A 16,316-nucleotide genomic window follows, 5' to 3' on the forward strand; every position below is an offset into this window, starting at 1 on the left:
CATGACGTCCTCTCTGGTGGGGCTGCGATCGACCTATCGTGAAGAGCTGCGCGACTACCGGCTGCTGTGCAGCAAGGCGGGCGGCCTGACGGTGATCGCGCTCGTGCTGATGGGCATGGCGCTGGACTACGTCGTGTATCCGGATCAGCAGAAGACCTTCGCGCTCGTGCGCATGGCGACCAGCGCGGCGATCGGCGTCGCCCTGCTCTCGCTCTACACGCAGACGGGGCGGCGGCACGTGCAGATCATCACCTTCTGCTGGCTGCTGCTGCCGCAGGTCATGATTTCGTGGATGATCTACGCCACGCTCGGCGAAGGCTCGCTGTTCTACGCCGGACTCATGCTGACCATCTTCGCGGTGGGCATCCTGTTTCCCTCGGGCGCGTGGCAGACGCTCGCGTTCGGGTTCGCCACGGTCACGCTCTATTTCATCGCCTGCGCCGCGCATCCGGGCGGCATTCAGGACGCGAGCAAGTTCGAGTTCCAGCTCATCATCATTTTCTTCTGCGCGCTCGCCAGCTCCATCTACACGTACTTCAACGAGAAGGGCCGCTTCCAGCTCTTTCGCCTCAAGGACGAAATCGCGCACAAGAACGACCAGCTCGCGCGCACCAACGAGAATCTCGCGCAGATCAAGGGCCAGTTGTTGCAGCAGGAGAAGATGGCCGCGATCGGCACCTTGTCGGCGGGGCTGCTTCACGAAGTCAACAACCCCGTGAACTTCTGCCTGATGGCGATCGAGATCGCCATGGAGGAGCCGGAGGTCAAGCACAGCGCATCGCTGCAGGAATGCCTGACGGACGTGAAGCAGGGCATGCACCGCATCCAGCACATCGTCTCCGATCTCAAGACCTTCGCGTACCGCAAGCCCGGCGCCGCGGCCGACGACGTGCCCTTCCTGTTCGAGAAGGCGCTCGATTCGTCGATCCGGCTCAGCGCGCACGAACTGCGCGGCGTGACGCTCACGCGCGAGTTGCCCGCCGACACGCTCGTGCTCGGCGACGAAGCCGCCATCATCGGCGTGCTCATCAATCTCTTTTCCAACGCGGCGCTGGCCATGCACAAGGCCGGCACCGCTTCCCCGCAGATCCACGTGAGCGCGCACTGGCGCGAGGAGCGGCTGCACGTGAACGTGCGCGACAACGGCCCGGGCATCGCCGCCGAGCATCTCGCGCGCGTGTTCGAACCGTTCTTCACGACGCGCGAAGTCGGCCAGGGTCTCGGCCTTGGCCTGTCGATCAGCTATGCCGTGATCGAGCGCCACGGCGGCACGCTGTTCGCGGAGAGCCAGCTGGGCGAGTGGACCGCGTTCAATTTCGATTTGCCCCGTGTGGAGTGAGGCCGACATGAGCGACACCCAGCAAGTCCGGCCAACCGTCGTCTATGTCGACGACGAAGAACTGGCCCGCAAATATTTCGCGCGCTCGGCGGGCAACGCCTACGAGGTGCTGCTCGCCGAAAGCGCCGACGAGGCTCTCGCGCTCCTGAGCCGCGAAGGCGCGCGCGTCTCGGTGCTCGTCACCGACTTCCGCATGCCGGGCCGTCACGGCGACGCGCTGCTGCGGCAGATTGCGCAGGCCTATCCGCAGATCGTGCGGATACTCGTGACCGCCTTTGCCGACAAGGACGCGCTGCTCGACGCGCTCGCGTCCGGCGACGTGTTCCGCATTCTCGAGAAGCCGCTCAGCGTGAGCATGGTCCGCGAGGTGCTGGCTGCCGCCACGGCGCGCCCGCCGTCGGCCCCCAATTAAAGAATCGAATGCACAGGAGTAACTCATGAGCGACACGATGGCCAGCCCGATGACGCCAACGCCAACGCCGCCACCGCCGGCAATTCTGTTCGTCGACGACGAAGCGACCGCGGTCAAATATTTCGAGCGCGCGATCGGTGCGATCGCGCCGGTGGCGACGGCCGGCTCGGTGCAGGAAGGCAAGGCGCGGCTCGACGCGCACGCCGCCAGCCTCGCCGTGCTGGTCTCCGATCAGCGCATGCCGGGCGAACAGGGCAATGAATTGCTGCGCTATGCGCGCGAGCGTCATCCGCACATCGTGCGCATCCTGACGACGGCGTATTCGGAACTCGACCAGACCGTCGAGGCCGTCAATCAAGGGCAGATTCATCGCTACATCAAGAAGCCGTGGGACATCGCCGCGCTGCGCATGGAGATGAAACAGGCGCTCGAACTCGCGGGGCTGCGCAAGGAGCGCGACCAGCTCGTGCGCGAAAAGCTCGGCGTGATGCAGACGCAGACCGTGGCCACGCGGCTCGGCATCGTGCAGACGCTGTGCGCGAGCCTGATCGGCCCGGGGCGCTTTCAGCCGGTGGAAACCTATCTGGCAGGCGCCGATCTCGCGGGCACGCACAACGTCGAGCCGGATTGGCAGCGCATGGATTACGCCGATCTCGTGCGCGCCGAAAGCGAGGACAGCGGCCGCTTCGGTCACGCGGTCGCCACGCGCCTCGCGGCGCTGCGCGCGCAACACGCTCAACATCCGGGACGCGGCGCGGCCGACGCGCTGACGGTGTTCGCCGACGCACTCGGCGACGCCGTGCGCGGCAGCGGCGACGCGCTGGTCTGGACCGCGCCGCAGACGTTGAGCGAATTTCTTACGCGACCGGTTGGGCAGGCTGTCTCGGCGCCCCATGCTGCGTGGCTCGCCTGCCTGCTGTGGCTCGAGGAAGCGGGCGGCGCGCTGCAGTTCGGCCGCGACGCGGACACGATTCTCTGCCGCGCCGCCGCGCGCAACGAAGGTTTTGCCGCCGATCGCCTGGCGGTGTGGATCGAGCGGTTTTCGGAACGCGCCTTCGAGCAGATGAGGGAAACGGCGCGGGTTTAAGCGCATGTCGAGCATGGCGAGCACGCGCTGCAATGGCGCTGTGCTTGCCTTCATCGCCCCTCGTTTGATTTCCCCGACCGATACCCGTTTTTTTAAAAACCCTCATTTTTCGCCGATATTCGCCGAATTAACCGCGAGGTAAATCGGTAACAATTCCTCTCTCAGAAAATCGCGCAAACGTTTAACCAGCGGATTTCTATCCGCGATTTTCTTCTGCCTTACCTCGCGCCCATCAAATCGCGCTCACGCCCGCCACACCAGGCTCAGAGCGCCTCATCCACCAAAATCATCCCGCCCCTTTTTAAAGTAACGCGCGCAAACCTTTGCGTAAGATTACGAAATGAAAACCGCAGTATTTCGACTAAGTTAATACTTAATTTCTGATTCTTAACGCCGATAAACCCGCTGGCGGATCGGAGACCAGTTCCGCCTCGCTTCGGTCGTTTTCGTCACGCCCGGAACGAGCGCAATGGAAAAAGACGGGGAAATCGAACAATGAATCAGGCATACAACGTAGTCTGGAATGCGAGCCAGGGGACGTGGCAAGCGGTATCGGAACTCGCAAAACGGCAGGGGCCGCGCTCCGTGTCGGTCGGCACGACGACGCGTGCGGCAGCCAGCGTGTGGCGTCCGGCGCTCAGCGCGCTGTCGCTCGCGGTCTCGGCGCTGACCATCATGACGCCGACTGGCGCGTACGCGGTCACGCCCGTGGGCGAGACCTATACCACGGGCGACGCGACGGTCGACTCGAACACGACGGTAAGCGGCACCTCCACCGGCATCGAAACCAACGGCAGCATTGGCGCGCTCACCAACAACGGCACGATCACCGGCGCGTTGTACGCGATCAAAAACGATGCGGGCAGCTCGATCGCCTCGCTCGTCAACGCCGGTACGCTCTCGGGCAACTATGGGGTGTACAGCTCCGGCACCATCGGCGCGATCGACAATCAGTCGATCATCACCGCCAACAACAACTCGGGCATTTACAACGTGCTCGGCTCGATCACCACGATCGAGAACGAGGCCGGCGCGCAGATCAACGCGCACAACACCGGCATCCGCAATACCGGCACGATCGATACGATCACCAACGCCGGCACGATTAACGGCACGACCTTCGCCGCCATCGACAACACCCCCGGCACCATCGGCTGGATCAACAACACGGGGCTGATGGAAGGCGCGCTGTACGGCATCTACAATGGCACGGTCACGAGCACGATCGGCACCATCGAGAACAGCGGCACCATTGCCGGCACGACCACCGGCGTCAACACCATCTACGGCATCTACAATGCCGGCTCGATCGGCACCATCGAGAACAACGGCACGGTCTCCGGCTATTCGGCAATCGGCAATCTGAGCGGCGCCACGATCGATTCGATCACCAACACCGCGCTGATCAGCGGCAGCGAGTACGGCGTCAACAACCTCGGCACGATCGGCACGATCACCAATAGCGGCACGATCTCCGGCAGCGTCGCCGTCATCAACGGCACCGGCGCCACGCTCGACTCGATCAGCAATACGGCGCTGATCAGCGGCACCACATTCGGCGTCGACAATCAAGGCACGCTCGACACGCTCGATAACGACGGCACGATCTCCGCCGGCCTATACGGCGTCTACAACATCGGCACCATCGGCTCGCTCGACAACGCCGGCACGATCTCCGGCACCAGCAGCGGCATCGACAACATGCCGAACGGCTCGATCACGGCGCTGGTGAACAGCGGCACGATCACGGGCACCAACAACGCCCTCATCAACTACGGCACGATTGGCTCGATCGACAATACGGGCCTCGTGAGCGCGCCCGCCGCCTTCTACAACGACGGCACGATCGGCACGCTCTCCAACAGCGGCACGATCACGGGCAGCATCTACGCGATCTCGAACGCCGCCTCGATCGGTTCGATCGTGAACTCGGGCGTCATCGCCGGCAACATCAACAACGGGTCGAGCACCGCGCTCACGATCAGCGGCGGCACCGGCACGATCTTCGGCACGCTGACGGGCTACAACGGCGCGGTCGGCACGATCACGAGCACCGCGTCGGATCTCGTGTTCGACTCGGGCAACCTGCTGCTCAACGACACGGTCAACGTCGGCACCAACACGGTGTACAACAACAGCGCGACGCTCGAAGTCGACAGCGTCACGACCATCACCGGCAACTACTCGCAAGGTCAGGCGGCCACGCTGCTGATCGGCGTGACGAGCGGCGCGACCGCCACCGGCAGCCTCACCGACACCGGCTATGGCCGTCTCGTCGTCTCGGGCAACGCCACCATCGCCTCGGGTTCGTCGGTCGAGCTCAAGAGCACGACGGGCGGCTACAGCTTCGTCGCGGGCCAGCGCTTCGTGGTGGTCGACGCCACCGGCACCGGCACCTATAACGAAGGCACGCTGACCTACTCGATCGCGGGCGTCACCGCCACGCTGACCGGCACCTCGGTGACCACCACCAACGGCCACACCGACCTCGTCGTGACGGTCGACAGCGTGGGCACTACCACGTCGAGCGGCGACGGTTCGTCAAGCGGCGGCAGTTCGTCAAGCGGCAGCGGTTCATCGAGCGGCAGCGGCTCGTCCAGCACGTCGACCACCGACTACACGAAGGTCGCGACGCAGCCCAACGCCTCGCACGCAATCTCGGGCCTGCTCGGCTATACCGGCGTGAGCAACGCCGCGCTGCTGAATCTGTACGACGCGACGCTCGCTTCGCTCGCCTCCGGTTCGAGCGGCGCGGCCAATCAGATCGGCAAGCAGCTCGGACCGCTGCAGACGCAGTACGCGGGTTCGGCAGCCACGCTCGACGCGGTCGGCGTGGTGGGCGCGCACATCGACGCGCTGCGTATCGCGCACTCGTCGGGCGCAACCGGCCTTTCGACCGGCGACAGCCCCACGCACTGGACCGCCTGGGGCCAGGCATTCGGCGGCCACGCGAGCCAGGGCGAGCGCGACAACACCGACGGCTACAGCGCGAACTACGGCGGCCTGCTGCTCGGCGCCGACCGCAACTTCGGCGACAACTGGCGCGTGGGCGGCGCGTTCGACTACTCGCACACGGCGATCAACTTCACCGGCAGCGAGTCGGGCGACAGCGCCGATGTCAACGCCTACGGCCTGATCGGCTATGCGAGCTACACCGGTTCGCCGTGGTACGTGAACCTTTCCGGCGCGGCCACGCTCCAGCACTTCGACACCACGCGCGCCGTGACGATGACGGGCTACAGCGGCGTCGCCAACGGCAGCTTCAGCGGCCAGCAGTACGTGGCGCGCGCGGAAACCGGCTGGCCGCTCGCGGTCGCGGGCATGACGCTCACGCCGCTCGCGAGCCTCACGTACAGCTACCTGAACGAAGCGGGCTACACTGAAACAGGCGGCAACGGTGCGGCGCTGACGATCGGCGGCGAGCATTCGAGCTCCGTGCGCAGCGCGCTGGGCGCGAAGCTCGAGAAGTCGTTCGGCACGTCGTACGGCGAACTCGTGCCCGAACTGCGCGTGCAGTGGGTTCACGACTACAATCGCACGCGTCAGACGACCAGCGCGAGCTTCGCCGCCGACCCGACGGGCGCCACCGCGTTCACGACGCTCGCCGCCACGCCGCTGTCGAATCTCGCCGATGTGTCGATCGGCGTGACCCTCGTGCGCGCGAACAACATGAGCGTGTCGGCGCGTTACGAGTTGCAGGCGGGTTCCGGGTTCGTGTCGAACACCGGCATCCTGCGTCTGCAACAGCGTTTCTGATGTCGCCTCATGAGCTTCTGATGTAACGGAAGCCGCACGGTCCGCCTGCCGCGCCGCCCACACGGGGCGCGGCAGGCGGAGCGCAAGTTTCAACCCGGCCCGCTGGGCCACGAATTCGAACACCGCATGCCGGATTCCAACGCTTCTCCGACCCTGACTTTCGCCGAAGCGCTCACGCGCGCCTACGCCCACTGGAACGCGGGGCAAGCCGCTCAGGCCGAACAGCTCTGCCAGCGCGTGCTGGCCGTGTCGCCGGGGCAATCCGATGCGTTGCATCTGCTGGGCCTCATGGCGCACGCCTACGGCAATCTCGACCTCGCGATCGAACATCTGCAAGGCGCCTGCCGCGCGCCGCAGGCGAACGCGGTCTGCCACGCGAATCTCGCGGAAATGTGCCGCCAGCGCGGCCGGCTCGTCGAAGCCGAAGCAGCCGCGCGCCGCGCCGTCGCGCTCGACGGCGAACTGGTCGCGGCCTGGAACAATCTCGGCATCGTGTTGCAGGAAACGGGCCAGTTCGACGAGAGCCGGCGCTGTCTCGAGCGCGTGGTCGCGCTCCAGCCCGACTCGGCCGACGCCCACAACAATCTCGGCAACACCTGGCGCAGGCTGGCCCGCTTCGATCTCGCCGAAGCCTGCTACCGCGAAGCGCTCGTCTGCAAGCCGTCGTTCGCGTCGGCACACAGCAATCTCGCGTTCCTGCTCTCGACCCAGGGACGTCTCGACGAGGCGGCCAGCGAAGCCCGTCTCGCGATCGATCTCGACCCGCGTCTGATCGACGCCTACCTCAATCTCGCCGATGTCGAAAGCGCGCGCCTCGACGCCGCCGCCGCGCTGCGCGCGCTCGACATGCTGGCCGCGTTCGCGCCGCGCCATCCGGGCGCGCTAATCGCGCGCGCCAAGGTGCTGCGCCAGTTCGAGCGGCACGACGAAGCGCTCGTGGTCGCGCGCGAGGCGCTTGCGCTGGCGCCGCAACACGCGGACGCGCATTACACGCTCGCGCTCGTGCTGCAGTCGCTCGGCCAGACCGCGCCCGCGCTCGACGCCTACGCACGCGCGGCGGCGCTGCCCGGCGCGCAGCGCGAGCAGGCGCTGCTCGGCCGCGCCGCGCTGCTGAACGAAGCGGGCCGCACCGACGACGCACTCGCGGCCTGGGAGCAGACGCTCGCCGCGTTTCCCGACTCGGTGCATGCGCGCGCAAGCCGCATGGAGGCGCGCCGCACCACCCGCGCCGACGACCCGGACATCGCCCGGCTCGAAGCCTTCATCGCCGACGGCGCGCAACGCGCGCGCCCCGAGCGGATCCTCGCGCGTTTCGCACTCGGCAAAGCCTGGCTCGAACTCGGCGAAAACGCGCGCGCCTTCGCGCATTTCGACGCGGGCAACCGCCTCAAGCGCGCGAGCCTCGTCTACGATCCGGCGGCCACCCATGCGTGGATGACGCGGATCGGCGAAGCCTGCGCCAATGCGCGCTTCGATGGCACGCACTCGCCCGTGTCGGAACTGCCCGTCTTCGTGATCGGCATGCCGCGCTCCGGCACCACGCTGATCGAGCAGATTCTGTCCTCGCATCCGCAGGTCGCGGGTGCGGGCGAACTGTCCGCGCTGCGGCGCGCCGTCGAAGCGCGCGGCGCCTGGCCCGCGAGCGCCGCCATACTCGACGCCGCGCAACTCGCGCGCATCGGCAACGACTATCTGGCGCGCGTCGAACCGCTCGTGCAAGCCGGTTCGGCCCACGCAGCCATCACGCGCCTCGTCGACAAGATGCCCGCGAACTTTTTCTACGCCGCCCTCATTCCGCACATCCTGCCGCGCGCACGCATCGTGCACGTGCGGCGCGATCCCGTCGACACCTGCCTGTCGTGCTACACGCAACTGTTCGCGGGCGATCAGCGTTTCGCCTACGATCAGGGCGAACTCGGCGCGTTCTACGGCGACTACGCGCGCCTCATGGCGCAGTGGCGCGAAACGCTGCCCGCCGACCGCTTCATCGAAGTCGATTACGAAGACGTGATCGACAATCTCGAAGCTCAGGCTCGCCGCCTGATCGACTTCCTCGGTCTGGCGTGGGACGACGCCTGCCTCGACTTCCACGCGAATCCGCGCGTGGTACGCACCGCGAGCGTCAACCAGGTGCGCCGGCCGCTCTACGCCACGTCGAAAGGCCGCGGGCGCGCTTACGCCGCGCATCTGCAACCCCTGCTTGCCGCGCTGGCCGCCGCCGGCGTCACGACGCACGGAGACGCAGCATGAGCGCAGGCCAAATCGATCCCGCCGCGCTCGCGGCCCTCGAACGCTCGGCGCAAAACCTGCTCAACGCGGGGCGTTTCGACGAAGCGGAAGCGCTGCTCGCACCCTCGCTCGCGTCGGGCACAGGACCGCTGCGCCTGTGGCGCCTGATGGCCGCCGCGCTGCGTCCGCAAGGCAAACTCGCGGGCACGCGCGCGATCCAGGAAATGCTGGTCGCGAATCTGCCCGGCGATTACCCGATACGTTTCGATCTCGCGGAAACGCTGCTGCTGCTCGGCGAATTCGAACGCGGCTGGCGCGAATATCGCTATCGCTACAGCCTCGCGCACACGACGCAATACGAGCGCAAGGTGCAGATGCCGCGCTGGGAAGGCCAGCGACTCACCGGCAAAACGCTGCTGATTCACGATGAACAGGGCTACGGCGACACCTTCCAGTTCATGCGCATGGTGCCGTGGGCGAAGGCGCGCAGCGGCGCGCGCGTGGTGCTCGAAGTGAACGCCGAAGCGCTGCCGCTCGCACGCCGCCTCGGCGGCTACGACGAACTCGTCGTGCGCGGCGAACTGCCGCCCGCCTTCGATCAGCATTGCGAAATGATGAGCCTGCCGATGGCGATGCAGCTCAAGCTGAGCGACCTGCCCGGCCAGGTGCCCTATCTGAGTGCCGATCCGCAACGCGTCGAGCACTGGCGCGCGCGCCTCGCCCATCTGCCGCGCCCGCTTGTCGCACTTGTCTGGGCCGGGCGCCCGACGCACGGCAACGACGCGAACCGTTCGATGGCGCTCGCGCGCCTCGCGCCGTTCGCGGCCACGGGCGCGAGCTTCGTCTCGATCCAGAAAGGCCCCGCCGAAGCGCAGGCGAACGAGCCGCCCGCGGGCATGTCGCTTTTATCGCTGAGCGACGAGATTCGCGATTTCGAGGACACGGCCGCGATTCTCGAAGTCGCCGACCTGCTGATTTCCGTCGATTCGTCGCCGGTGCATCTGGCGGGCGCGCTCGGGCGGCCGGTCTGGGTAATGCTGCCGTTCGTGCCCGACTGGCGCTGGCTGCTCGGCCGCGACGACAGCCCGTGGTATCCGTCGATGAAGCTCTATCGCCAGCCGCAGCGCGGCGACTGGGACAGCGTCACGCGCGCGCTCGCCAGCGACCTCAAGCGCCTTGTGGCGAAGACGCCGAGGCGCGCCACACCATGAACTTCACGAGCAACATGCGGCGCATCCCACTTCTGAACCTGTCGCGCGCATTCGGCAGTTTCGGCCTGATCGTCGGCGCGGCCTTGCAGTTGAGCGGTTGCGCGGCGCTCGACCGCGACGCGCACGCCGACGCACTCGCCGCGCACGCCGCCCCCGCTCCGCTCATGCGCGAGCAGATCGCCACGCCGCAATTCGTGCTCACGGCATGGACACGCATCACGCAGCCGGGCCAGCCGATCGACGTGTATATCGAAGGCGACGGCCTCGCGTGGCTCTCGCGCAGCGAACCCTCGCTCGATCCCACGCCGCGCGAAGCGACCGGCCTCGCGCTCGCCGCCGCCGATCCCGACCCGAACGTGGCCTATCTCGCGCGCCCTTGCCAGTTCACGCCGATGGCGCTCAATCCGCGCTGCTCGGTGCCCTGGTGGACCGGCAAACGTTTTGCGCCTGAGGTAGTCGCGTCGATGAACGACGCCGTGGGCCAGATCGCCGCGCGCGCGCCGGGCCAGCGTCTGAATCTGATCGGCTTTTCCGGCGGCGGCGCGATTGCCGTGCTGGTCGCCGCGCGCCGCCACGACGTCGCCACGCTGCGCACCGTCGCGGGCAATCTCGACGACGAATACATCAATCGCACCCACGGCGTTTCCGCGATGCCGGATTCGCTCAATCCCGTCGATGCCGCCGCGCGCGTCGCCACGATTGCGCAGATCCACTTCGACAGCGACGCCGACCGCATCGTCACGCCCGAAGTCGCGCGCCGGTTCGCGGCGGCGGCGGGCGGCCGCTGCGTGAGCGTGCGCACGGTGCCGGGCATGGAACACGACGGCGACTGGAGCCGTCAGTGGCCCATGCTATTGCAGATCGCGCCACGCTGCGAATCAAGCAACGAATAAAGCCGGAACGCACGCGCCGCCGCAGTGCGTCGCCGCACCACGTCGAGGCATGGACACCCCAACGCGGGGAATCGCGAACCGCGCACTTAAGTGCGCGCACAACCTTGCCGTCAAACAGAGAGAATGGCGCGTAATCTCGCGCGCTAATATTGGGCACGTCGATTTTCAGTACAGAATGTAGCGTAAAACAGGGTGTCATTTTGGCGCGAGCGATGAAACACAATCCGTTTTTTCGACTACTGGGCCGTTTGCGCGTGGGCCGCAAATTGCTGCTGATCTATCTGCTCGATCTGAGCGCGGTGGTGTATATCAGCAGCATCCTGATTCACGAGAAATACATGTCGATCGATTTCTCGCAAAAGGAAATCGTCGGCAATGCTTATCTCGCGAGCGTGCGCGACGCCATCATCGACGTCGCCCAGCGCGGCGCGGGCGGTACGCTCGACGCGTCGCGCGTGGCGCGCACCACCGCCGCGCTCGCCAATGCCGAGCAGCAATACGGCGCCAACATGCAGAGCGGCGAGCTGAATGCGCGCGTGCGCGCCGCGCTCGATGCGCTCACGCAGGTGCCCGACACCTCGATCGCCGCCGAGACCGCCAACTCGCGCGCCGTGCACGACGCGCTCTCGGCCTGCCGCGATCTGATCACGCGCGTGGGCAATCAATCGAATCTGATTCTCGACCCCGACCTCGACAGCTATTACTCGATGTCGCTGTCGATCCTGCGCTACCCCGCGCTGCTCGACGCCGTGGACGGCATCGGCCATCGTCTGCACGAAGGCGCGAACGATGCGCAGCGGCGGCGCGAACTGAGCACGCGCTATCTCGTGCTCGAAGGTCAGCTCGATGCCGTGGCGCAAGGGCTGCGCTCCGACTTCGCCGAAGCGGGCGCGGCCAACGAACATGTCCAGCGCGCGCTGAATCCGCCGATCACACGCCTGCTCGCGGCGCTCGAAACGTATCGCGACGCCGCGCGCGTGGCCGTGGCCCACGACGGCGCCGACGACGCCTCGCGCGACGCCGCCGACGCGGCCCAGCGCGCGCTCGTCGCGAGCGTGGGCGACGCGTGGCGCGCCACCGGCGCGGAACTCGACACGCTGCTGCACGCGCGCGTGAGCGCGCTGTTCTCGCGCATGTGGCTGCATCTGGGCACCGCGCTGTTTCTGCTGTGCGGCATTCTGTCGATGGTCTATCTGGTCGCGCAGCAGATCTCGCGGCCGCTACGCCAGCTCGCGCGCGTGATGGACACCGTGCGCCGCACCGGCGACCATCGTCTGCGCGCCTCGTGGCACAGTCAGGATGAAATCGGCCAGCTGGTGAGCGGCTTCAACGACATGCTCGCGCAGCTCGATCACGAGCGCGACGTGCAGAAGGAACTCGCCGCCACGGCGCGCGCGTCGGAAGCGCAGCACGCGCTCGTGGAAGCCACGCCGGTGCCCATGATGGTCACGGCCGTGCCCGGCCACGAAGTGCTGCACGCCAATCATCCGGCGCTCTACTGGCTCAACGGCCGCACCTCGGACCCGTGGGCCTACGGACTCGATTCCGCGGTGCGCGCACGCTTTTTCCAGCAGCTTTCCGATCGCGACGCCATCGACGAATTCGAAGTGCGCTGGATGGCGAGCGAGGAGCCCACGTGGGCGATGCTCTCGGCACGCCGCCTCAAGTTTCAGGGCCGCGACGCGGTGCTCACCGCCTTCACGCCGATCAATCAGATCAAGCTGATGGAGCAGCGTCTCGAACTCTGGGCGAAGGTGTTCGAGGCTTCATCCGAAGCCATCCTCATTCTCGACAGCGAACGCCGCCTGCTGACCGCGAACGCTTCGTTCTACCGCGCCACCGGCTATCGCGCCGCGAACATCAGCGGCATGCTGCCGCGCTTCATCGTGGCGAGCGGCAGCGACGCGCCGCTGATGGAACAGCTCGCGGCGCTCGTCGACATCTCCAGCGTCTGGAACGGCGAAGCCGTCGTGCGGCGGCGCGCGGGCGGCGACTATCCGGCGTGGCTCATGATCAGCGCCGTGCGCGACAAGCACGGCGGCGTCTCGCACTACATCTGCACGCTGATCGACATTACCGACCGCAAGAAGAGCGACGCGCGCATTCAATTTCTCGCCGAGCACGACGTGCTCACCGAATTGCCCAATCGCGCGCTGTTCACGCGACGCCTCGGCGCAGCCATCGAAACGGCGCGGCAAAGCGGCGAACAGTTGGCCGTGCTCTTCATCGACCTCGACCGCTTCAAGGACATCAACGACACGCTGGGCCATCACGCGGGCGACGGCCTGCTGCGTTCGGTCTCGCGACGCCTGCTGCAATCGGTGCGCGCGGGCGACACGGTCAGCCGGCTCGGCGGCGACGAATTCATCGTGCTGCTTGGCGGCGTGACGAGCGCGGCCGACGTCGGCCACCTGATCGACGAACGGCTGCTGCCGCTGATGCGCGAGCCGCACACGCTCGGCGGCATGAGCCTGCAGGTGGCGTGCAGCATCGGCATCGCGCTGTATCCGGGCGATGGTGAGGATATCGAAACATTGATGCAGAACGCCGACGCCGCCATGTACCGCGCCAAAGCGGGCGGCCGCAATCTCGTCAAGTTCTTCTCGCAGGAAATGGCCGAGAGCACGCGCCATCGTCTGGAGCTGGATGCGCATTTGCGCACCGCCGTCGAGCGCGGCGAACTCTGGCTCGCGTATCAACCCTGCGTGCACGCCGAAACGGGCGAGCTGATGAGCGTGGAAGCGCTGCTGCGCTGGCAGCATCCGCATCTGGGACTCGTGCCGCCCGCGCAATTCATTCCGATTGCGGAGGAAACGCGGCTCATCGTGCCGATCGGCGCGTGGGTGATCGACGAAGCCTGCCGCCAGATCGCGCGGTGCCGCGCGGCGGGCTTGCCGCCGATGCGCGTGTCGATCAATCTATCGGTCGTGCAGTTGCGCGACGACGCGCAACTCGTCGAGCGGCTGCGCGCGAGCCTTGCCGCGCATGACGTCAATGCGGGCAGCCTCGAACTCGAAATCACCGAAACCGTGCTGATGGAAAGCGTGGACCGCTATCTGGGCGTGGTCAACGAGATTCGCGCGCTGGGCGTGAAGCTGTCGCTCGACGACTTCGGCACCGGTTATTCGAGCCTCAGTTATTTGCCGCGTTTTCCGCTCGACCGGCTCAAGATCGATCGCGCGTTCGTGAACGGCCGTCTCGACGCGCCCGCCGATCTCGCCGTCATCCGCGCGATCGTCGGGCTCGGACATGAACTGGGATTGCGCGTGGTCGCCGAAGGCGTGGAGCAGGAACACGAAGCCCAGGCGCTGCGCCGCATTGGTTGCGACGAGTTGCAAGGCTTTCTGTATGCGAAGCCGCTGCCGCACGACGCGCTGCTGCAGTGGATACAGGCACGCGCCGAGACCTGCATGGGCGAGGCGGTTTAGACGACTGAAGCGACTGAAGCGACTGGGGCGACTGGGGCGACTGAGGCGATCAGCGCCGCGCAGGCAAAGACATCACAGGAATTTCAGCGCGAGCATAATCGTGCTGACCACCGTGCCGACTGCGGCGAAGCATTTGCCCACGCCGAACGCCGTGTTCGTGGGCGGCGGCTTCGAGGGATCGGGCAAGCCGAGCACGCCGTAAGTGACCGACTTGAGCGACGAAGGCGCATCGGCCGGGTCCGTTGCACTCGTCGAACTCGTCGAGTCAGTCGAACCGGTTGCGTCCGCTGCATCCGCGCCGGACGTGCCGGCGTCCTGCGTGCCGGCATCCTCGCTGTTCGTGCTTTGTGCGCTGCCGGCCAACGCCTGAGCGCTCTTTTGCAGGCCCTCGTCCGACAACGTAACTTTCGTGCTGGGCTCGGGTGCCAGACCCGCATCGCTGGCTGTTGTGGGCGTCGTTGCGCCGACGCGTGTATTCGCAGCCAGAGCCTGACTGGAGGTGGACGACGTTACCTGCATAGTTGACTACTCCCCGCCTATTTACGCGCCGACATGAAGCTTTAACGTTTGCGTGCTTCATCGTGCGACGCCGCCGATATTCGTTCACTTTTATATCGACCGGGAATTTGAATACTTGAGGTTTACACCCATAGATTTAATTCGGATAATTGAATTACTTCCCATTCATTTCCAATCCTTTCCTGCGTGTAATAATTTAATCGATTTCGAATAACATGAATCCCTCACGAGGTGCATTCCATTGAACGTCGAAAATTTTGAAACCACCGCGCTGCAGTCGGCACGCCTGAGCCTCGCGCCGTTGCGCGCGCAACATGCCGCCATCCTGTTCGAAGGGTTGAGCGACCCGGCCGCCTATCGCTACATTCCACAAACGCCGCCCGCCAGCGTGGAAGCTTTGCAGTCGCGCTACGAGAAGCTGGAGAGCTGCCGCTCGCCGGATGCGAGCGAAGCATGGCTGAACTGGGCGCTCATCGGCGACGATAGCCGCGCGCATGGCTATGTTCAGGCGACGATACAACTGGCGGCGCGGGAAGCGTGGATCGCCTATTTCGTTTTTACGCCGAGCCAGCGTCAGGGCTACGCAAAGGAAGCGCTGGGCGCGCTGCTGCCGGCGTTACGCGAGGTGTACGGCATCGGGCGCTTTCATGCGGAAATCGACACGCGCAATATCGCGTCGATCCGGCTCGTGGAATCGCTGGGATTCGAATGCGTGCGGCGTATCGATCACGCCGACGAATTCAAAGGCGCCGTCAGCGACGAATTCCACTACGCGCTGACGATGGCGTCTTGAACCAAGACCATGCCGAACCGGTTGCTCACGCAACCGACGCGAGTTCCGCGAAATTCGTCGTGCGGGCTTCGCAAGCCTGCACGAGTTTCAGATCGTGACTCGAAAAGAACACGACGCGATCTTTCGCCAGCGTCTTGAACAGGTCGACGAGCACGGCGCGTGTGGTCGCGTCGAGCCCGTTGCCCGGTTCGTCCGCGATGATGACCGCGGGGTCGCCAATCGTCGTCGCGGTCAGGAAGAACTTCTTGCGCGTGCCGAGCGACATCTGCTCGAAGCGCTTCTCCAGATGCGGCTCCAGGCCGAAGCGATGCGCGAGGTCGATGACGCGCGCATCCACCGTGGTCTGCCTGGCCGAGGCCACGAGTTCGAGCAGTTCGCGCCCGGTCTGAAACGGATACGCCATGCAGTCATCGGGCACGAAAGCCAGCGCGGCTTTTGCCTTGAGCGGCTCGGTGCGCAGCGAATGGCCGTCGATCCAGATCTCGCCTTCGCTGGCGTCGATCGCGCCCGCGAGCATGCCGAGCAAGGTGGATTTGCCGCTGCCGTTTTCATCGCAGAGCGCCACGCATCCCGGGCCGGACGCGTAATGAAGATCCTGGAAAATGACGTGACTGCCGTAGCGTTTGCTGAGGTGTTCGAATCGGAGCAT

11 protein-coding genes are annotated in these 16,316 nt (G+C 65.9%); 9 read left to right on the forward strand and 2 right to left on the reverse strand.

Annotated elements, in window-relative coordinates:
- Position 1: 1 nt before the first annotated feature.
- From SB764_RS21465 to SB764_RS21500, 8 genes are all read left to right on the forward strand, one after another.
- The gene (locus SB764_RS21465) at positions 2–1,339 is read left to right on the forward strand and encodes a sensor histidine kinase (RefSeq protein WP_065057849.1); all 1,338 of its coding nucleotides are present in this window, start codon (positions 2–4) and stop codon (positions 1,337–1,339) included.
- A 7-nt stretch (positions 1,340–1,346) separates the two neighbouring features.
- The gene (locus tag SB764_RS21470; RefSeq protein ID WP_065057848.1) at positions 1,347–1,751 is read left to right on the forward strand and encodes a response regulator; all 405 of its coding nucleotides are present in this window, start codon (positions 1,347–1,349) and stop codon (positions 1,749–1,751) included.
- A gap of 25 nt (positions 1,752–1,776) precedes the next feature.
- Positions 1,777–2,838: a response regulator gene (locus SB764_RS21475; protein WP_410864802.1), complete on the forward strand. Its 1,062-nt coding sequence runs from the start codon at positions 1,777–1,779 to the stop codon at positions 2,836–2,838.
- A gap of 495 nt (positions 2,839–3,333) precedes the next feature.
- Positions 3,334–6,594, forward strand: coding sequence for an autotransporter domain-containing protein (locus tag SB764_RS21480; protein WP_082991676.1), 3,261 nt, complete (start codon positions 3,334–3,336; stop codon positions 6,592–6,594).
- 126 nt (positions 6,595–6,720) lie between these two features.
- The gene (locus SB764_RS21485; protein ID WP_410864804.1) at positions 6,721–8,844 is read left to right on the forward strand and encodes a sulfotransferase; all 2,124 of its coding nucleotides are present in this window, start codon (positions 6,721–6,723) and stop codon (positions 8,842–8,844) included.
- Complete coding sequence (locus SB764_RS21490; RefSeq protein WP_065057846.1) at positions 8,841–10,034, forward strand: glycosyltransferase family 9 protein; 1,194 nt, start codon at positions 8,841–8,843, stop codon at positions 10,032–10,034. Before SB764_RS21485 ends, SB764_RS21490 begins: the two co-directional genes overlap by 4 nt.
- Positions 10,031–10,927, forward strand: a complete 897-nt coding sequence (locus SB764_RS21495; protein ID WP_410864806.1) for an alpha/beta hydrolase — start codon at positions 10,031–10,033, stop codon at positions 10,925–10,927. Before SB764_RS21490 ends, SB764_RS21495 begins: the two co-directional genes overlap by 4 nt.
- Positions 10,928–11,139: 212 nt before the next feature.
- Complete coding sequence (locus tag SB764_RS21500) at positions 11,140–14,355, forward strand: EAL domain-containing protein (protein WP_074986562.1); 3,216 nt, start codon at positions 11,140–11,142, stop codon at positions 14,353–14,355.
- 72 nt (positions 14,356–14,427) lie between these two features.
- Here SB764_RS21500 and SB764_RS21505 read toward each other — a convergent pair whose 3' ends face one another.
- A complete protein-coding gene (locus tag SB764_RS21505) occupies positions 14,428–14,754 on the reverse strand; it encodes a hypothetical protein (RefSeq protein WP_065057844.1) in 327 nt (108 codons plus the stop codon).
- A 361-nt stretch (positions 14,755–15,115) separates the two neighbouring features.
- On the opposite strand from SB764_RS21505, the gene SB764_RS21510 reads away from it, so the two are divergent.
- On the forward strand, positions 15,116–15,667 hold the full coding sequence (locus tag SB764_RS21510; protein WP_321870322.1) for a GNAT family protein: 552 nt from the start codon (positions 15,116–15,118) through the stop codon (positions 15,665–15,667).
- Between the two features lie 25 nt (positions 15,668–15,692).
- Here the strand turns inward: SB764_RS21510 and SB764_RS21515 are convergent, their stop codons facing one another.
- Positions 15,693–16,316 carry an ABC transporter ATP-binding protein gene (locus SB764_RS21515; protein ID WP_183716494.1) on the reverse strand — a complete coding sequence of 208 codons (624 nt, stop codon included), beginning with the start codon at positions 16,314–16,316 and terminating at the stop codon, positions 15,693–15,695.

This window comes from Paraburkholderia sp. SIMBA_027 (genome assembly GCF_046535315.1).
GTDB classification, from domain to species: Bacteria; Pseudomonadota; Gammaproteobacteria; order Burkholderiales; family Burkholderiaceae; genus Paraburkholderia; species Paraburkholderia tropica.

Excerpts from the sequence above, each read along its gene's own strand:
- SB764_RS21465 (WP_065057849.1), top strand. The coding sequence starts at position 2 with ATGACGTCCTCTCTGGTGGGGCTGCGATCGACCTATCGTGAAGAGCTG.
- SB764_RS21470 (WP_065057848.1), top strand. The coding sequence starts at position 1,347 with ATGAGCGACACCCAGCAAGTCCGGCCAACCGTCGTCTATGTCGACGAC.
- SB764_RS21475 (WP_410864802.1), top strand. The coding sequence starts at position 1,777 with ATGAGCGACACGATGGCCAGCCCGATGACGCCAACGCCAACGCCGCCA.
- SB764_RS21480 (WP_082991676.1), top strand. The coding sequence starts at position 3,334 with ATGAATCAGGCATACAACGTAGTCTGGAATGCGAGCCAGGGGACGTGG.
- SB764_RS21485 (WP_410864804.1), top strand. The coding sequence starts at position 6,721 with ATGCCGGATTCCAACGCTTCTCCGACCCTGACTTTCGCCGAAGCGCTC.
- SB764_RS21490 (WP_065057846.1), top strand. The coding sequence starts at position 8,841 with ATGAGCGCAGGCCAAATCGATCCCGCCGCGCTCGCGGCCCTCGAACGC.
- SB764_RS21495 (WP_410864806.1), top strand. The coding sequence starts at position 10,031 with ATGAACTTCACGAGCAACATGCGGCGCATCCCACTTCTGAACCTGTCG.
- SB764_RS21500 (WP_074986562.1), top strand. The coding sequence starts at position 11,140 with ATGAAACACAATCCGTTTTTTCGACTACTGGGCCGTTTGCGCGTGGGC.
- SB764_RS21515 (WP_183716494.1), bottom strand. The coding sequence starts at position 16,316 with ATGCTCCGATTCGAACACCTCAGCAAACGCTACGGCAGTCACGTCATT.